This is a genomic window from Acinetobacter sp. (assembly GCF_041911495.1).
In the GTDB taxonomy this organism is placed as follows: domain Bacteria; phylum Pseudomonadota; class Gammaproteobacteria; order Pseudomonadales; family Moraxellaceae; genus Acinetobacter.
The window spans coordinates 1-4,385 of the sequence record NZ_JAYROT010000012.1 but is presented as its reverse complement, the minus strand read 5'-3'; the positions used below and the strand labels follow the sequence as shown (position 1 = coordinate 4,385).

The 4,385-nt window shown below is 43.4% G+C and carries 3 protein-coding genes; all 3 read left to right on the top strand.

The features are described from left to right. The coding region (locus ACE3PQ_RS01200) for a WYL domain-containing protein (RefSeq protein WP_374294471.1) at positions 1-494 on the top strand (494 nt) is incomplete at its 5' end. 116 nt (positions 495-610) lie between these two features. Next, positions 611-1,588 carry a type I-F CRISPR-associated endonuclease Cas1f gene (gene cas1f / locus ACE3PQ_RS01195; protein WP_374294469.1) on the top strand — a complete coding sequence of 326 codons (978 nt, stop codon included), beginning with the start codon at positions 611-613 and terminating at the stop codon, positions 1,586-1,588. Beyond that, a complete protein-coding gene (gene cas3f, locus ACE3PQ_RS01190; protein ID WP_374294467.1) occupies positions 1,585-4,269 on the top strand; it encodes a type I-F CRISPR-associated helicase Cas3f in 2,685 nt (894 codons plus the stop codon). The genes cas1f and cas3f overlap by 4 nt, the downstream gene beginning before the upstream one ends. Positions 4,270-4,385: the final 116 nt, after the last annotated feature.

The window sequence follows — 4,385 nt, the reverse complement described above, 5'->3', positions numbered from 1 at the left end:
TTGTTGCCGCATTAGTTCAGGCAATACAGCAGCGATTACGAATAGATGTGAACTACATTTCGCTCTCAAACCCTGAAGAAGAAGGCCGTATTTTCAGCCCCCATAGCATTGTTAAAGCCGGATCTCGTTTTCATGTCAGGGGCTATTGCGAGAAAGCGAAGGCATATCGTGATTTCGTGCTAAGCCGCTTCCGAGAAGAGGTGCAAGTTGAAGGGCCATCGCCTTATTCCATTGAGCAAGATGTGGCTTGGCAAACCAATGTAACCCTGATTTTATCGCCTGATCCCCGTCTCAGTGCTGCACAAAGCCAAGTATTAGCACACGACTTCCAGATGGAAGACGGCCAACTTCATATTTCAACACGCGCCGCGCTTGCTGATTATTTGCTCAAAGATATGCAAGTCAACACCAAATATCTGGATGGTAAACCTGAAGCGCAACAACTGGTGTTGGTAAACCGAGATGACATCAAACAGTGGCTTTTTAACAGCTAACCCGATTTTATGTGCTGGAAGGTAATCTCAGTTAACCTGAGGATTTGTACAGGTCTGGAAGATGTAAGTAAGTCTGATAAATAATTTCAGCAGGGATAATAAACGGAGCCTCACCGATGGATGATTTAGCCCCTTCCGATCTAAAAATGATATTGCACTCAAAACGAGCGAATTTGTATTACCTTGAATATTGCCGCGTCATGCAAAAAGATGGTCGAGTACTTTATTTGACGGAAGCGGATAAAGAGAATCTCTATTTTAATATCCCGATAGCAAATACAACCGTGTTGTTACTTGGTAATGGAACATCAATTACTCAAGCTGCAATGAGAATGCTCTCGCAAGCAGGTGTACTTGTCGGTTTCTGCGGTGGTGGTGGCTCTCCGTTACACATGGCAACCGAAGTTGAGTGGTTTACACCGCAAAGTGAATATCGCCCGACGGAATATCTGCAAGGTTGGCTTAGTTTTTGGTTTAATGATGAACAGCGACTTGCCGCAGCGAAGACGTTTCAACAGCAACGAATTGCATATTTACAACAAGTTTGGTCAGATGATCGCGAGTTAAAAGCCGAAGGTTTCGTTTTTAGTGATCAGCAAATTCAATTGGCATTAACGACATTTCATTCCCGCACTGAACAAGCCACCAAGCAATCAGATTTATTACTCACCGAAGCACAATTGACCAAAGTGTTATATCGATTTGCATCGAACAACACTGGTTCAGATAAATTTTCACGTCAACATCAATCCACCGATAAAGCCAATGATTTTCTCAATCACGGCAATTATCTCGCCTATGGTTTGGCCGCCTGCTGCTTATGGGTGTTAGGTATTCCGCACGGGTTTGCCGTGATGCACGGGAAAACTCGTCGAGGCGCATTGGTGTTCGACGTGGCTGATTTAATCAAAGATGCGTTAGTGCTTCCGTGGGCATTTATTTGCGCAAAAGAAGATGCCACAGAACAAGAGTTTCGCCAGCAAATACTGCAAGCATTTACCGACCATAAAGCACTCGATTATATGTTTGATACCGTCAAAAGCATTGCGTTGCAAAATTACACCGCAGAGCAAATTGAGGAACAAAACTTATGATGGTCACGTTTGTTTCTCAATGTGAAAAGAATGCGCTGAAAAAGACCCGTCGTGTATTAGATGCATTCGCCAACCGAATTGGTGATAACACATGGCAAACCCTGATTACGGAAGACGGGCTTGAGACCGTCAAACGCATGTTACGCAAAACGGCAAGCCGCAGCACGGCCGTCAGTTGTCATTGGATCCGCTCTCGTTCACGCAGCCAAATTTTATGGGTGGTGGGAAATAAAAAGAAATTCAATTTGGAAGGGCATGTGCCGGTGAATAGCACCGAAAAAGATCTATTAAACAGTGAATATGAAAGTGATTGGAAATATCTCCCTATCATTAAAGCTCTTGCTGCCATGGCTGCACTTTTACACGATTGGGGTAAAGCGTCATTACTGTTTCAGGAAAAATTAGATCCAGAGATAAAGAATAAACATAAGGGTGACCCGTTGCGTCATGAATGGGTATCTTGTCTGCTGTTTCACCAGTATGTAATCAGTGTAGCGAGCGAAAAGCTCGATGCTGAGTGGTTAAATTCAATCATTCATGAAGGCATCGACGAGTCACGATTTGATCTCAACGTATTACAACAAGAGACACCGTTAACCGAATTACCAACTGCTGCGTCGCTAATTGCTTGGCTGATTGTATCGCACCATCGATTACCGTTGCCGAAAGATCAGAATGCCTGTGACTTACAACGAGATAAAAATAATCATGAGTTAGCTGACCTGCTCGGTAAGATCACTCAAGATTGGGGATATAAAAACCAATTTGAAGACTACAACAAGTTATTGCCAAAATGCCTAGAATTTCCTTTGGGTTTACTTTCCTATTCTCAAAATTGGCTTGCAGAACTACAACGTAGGGCGAAAGATCTACTTCATCATTTGCCCTTAATTGAACAAGCCATGCGTGATGGCAGTTGGCGTGTGATTTTGCATCATGCACGGCTGTGTTTGATGTTAGGTGATCACTTCTATTCTTCACAAGCAAACGACCCACAATGGCAAACGTCAATCGAGCTGTATGCCAACACCGACTCTCAAACGAAAGCCTTAAAACAAAAGCTGGATGAACACTTAGTCAATGTGGCTAAGGTGGCGATTAATACCGTTAAATTGCTGCCTTTTTTTGAATCAGAACCACTTAAAGCAACAGAATTAGATGAATTATCGCCAAAAGCTGACACGCCCAAAGCATTTCGCTGGCAAGACAAAGCAGTGAGCAAAATTCAGCAGTGGCGAGAGCAAACAGAAGATAAAAGCCAAGGTTATTTTGTGGTCAACATGGCTAGCACAGGTTGCGGTAAAACCATGGCGAACGCCAAGATCATGCAAGCACTCTCTGTCGATGGGCAAAGTTTGCGCTTTATTTTGGCGTTAGGTTTGCGCACGCTGACTTTGCAAACAGGCGATGAATACAGACAGCGACTTCAGTTAAAAGAGAGTGATTTGTCTGTATTAATAGGTTCAAAAGCCATTTATGAGCTGCATCAACGGTCTGGAAAACAAATAGATAAAGACGAGAAAGAAATTGAGCAAGCCGAGCTTGGATCTGAATCTCTGGAAAGCCTACAAGATGAATGTGATGAACTACATTGGCAAGGCGTGTTACCAGAAGAAGAATTAACCACCGTTCTTACCAAGGAAAAAGATAGAAAACTACTTTATGCTCCAGTGCTGGCTTGCACTATTGACCACATCATGGGCGCGACCGAAACCAAACGGGGTGGGCGCTATATTTTACCTTGCTTGCGCTTAATGTCTTCTGATTTGGTGATTGATGAAATCGATGATTTTACAGGCGACGATCTGATTGCTATCGGTCGATTGATCCACTTGGCCGGTATGCTTGGGCGCAAGGTTATGATTTCATCGGCGACGATTCCACCTGATCTAGCGCTTGGTTTATACAACGCCTATCGCCAAGGTTGGGCTGTCTTTGCCGCTAGTCGTGATCGAGTGCCAAGCATTAACTGTGTTTATGTCGATGAATTCAACACGCATACCGAGTTAGTTGGCAGTTGTGATAGTGACTTAGATGCATATCAGGCGTTTGGGCAAAACTTTATTAACAAGCGAGTGGATAAGCTCAATCAGCAGCCCGCCAAACGCAAAGCCGAAATTATTCCTTGTCTCAAACAACCAGATTTGCCTGTCGAAAAACAGTTCTTTGAGCATGTAAAACAAGCGATTTCGTCGAAACATCAGCAACATTTTACCGTTGATCCACAAAGCCAAATTCAAGTTTCGTTTGGTGTTGTTCGGGTTGCGAATATTCAACCCTGTGTGCAATTAACTCAATATCTGCTCGGTTGCGAGTGGCCTGAAAATACCGAAATTCGTTGTATGGCTTATCACAGCCAGCAAGTACTACTACTACGCAACGAGCAAGAAAAACATCTCGATCAAGTATTGAAGCGTAAAGAAAAAGAAGGGAAATTACCTGTCGCATTTAGCCATTCAGTGATTCGAGGCCACTTAGATAATTGTAAAACCAAAAACCTGATTTTTATTTTGGTTGCTACGCCTGTAGAAGAAGTGGGGCGCGACCATGATTTTGATTGGGCTGTCATTGAACCCTCTTCATTTCGCTCGATCATCCAAATGGCTGGCCGGGTCAGACGGCATCGTGATGGCGAAGTTGCAGAACCTAACATTGCTCATAGACAGGATCTTAAGAGATAAGTCTTTATTTCAGATAGAAAAATGGCTCCATTTATGATCAGATAATCGTCACCAAACTCTTCTCTCATCAACCATGAAGCCGATGACGATTATCTCCTTAAAACACCAACTATCGC

Excerpts from the sequence above, each read along its gene's own strand:
- cas1f (WP_374294469.1), top strand. The coding sequence starts at position 611 with ATGGATGATTTAGCCCCTTCCGATCTAAAAATGATATTGCACTCAAAA.
- cas3f (WP_374294467.1), top strand. The coding sequence starts at position 1,585 with ATGATGGTCACGTTTGTTTCTCAATGTGAAAAGAATGCGCTGAAAAAG.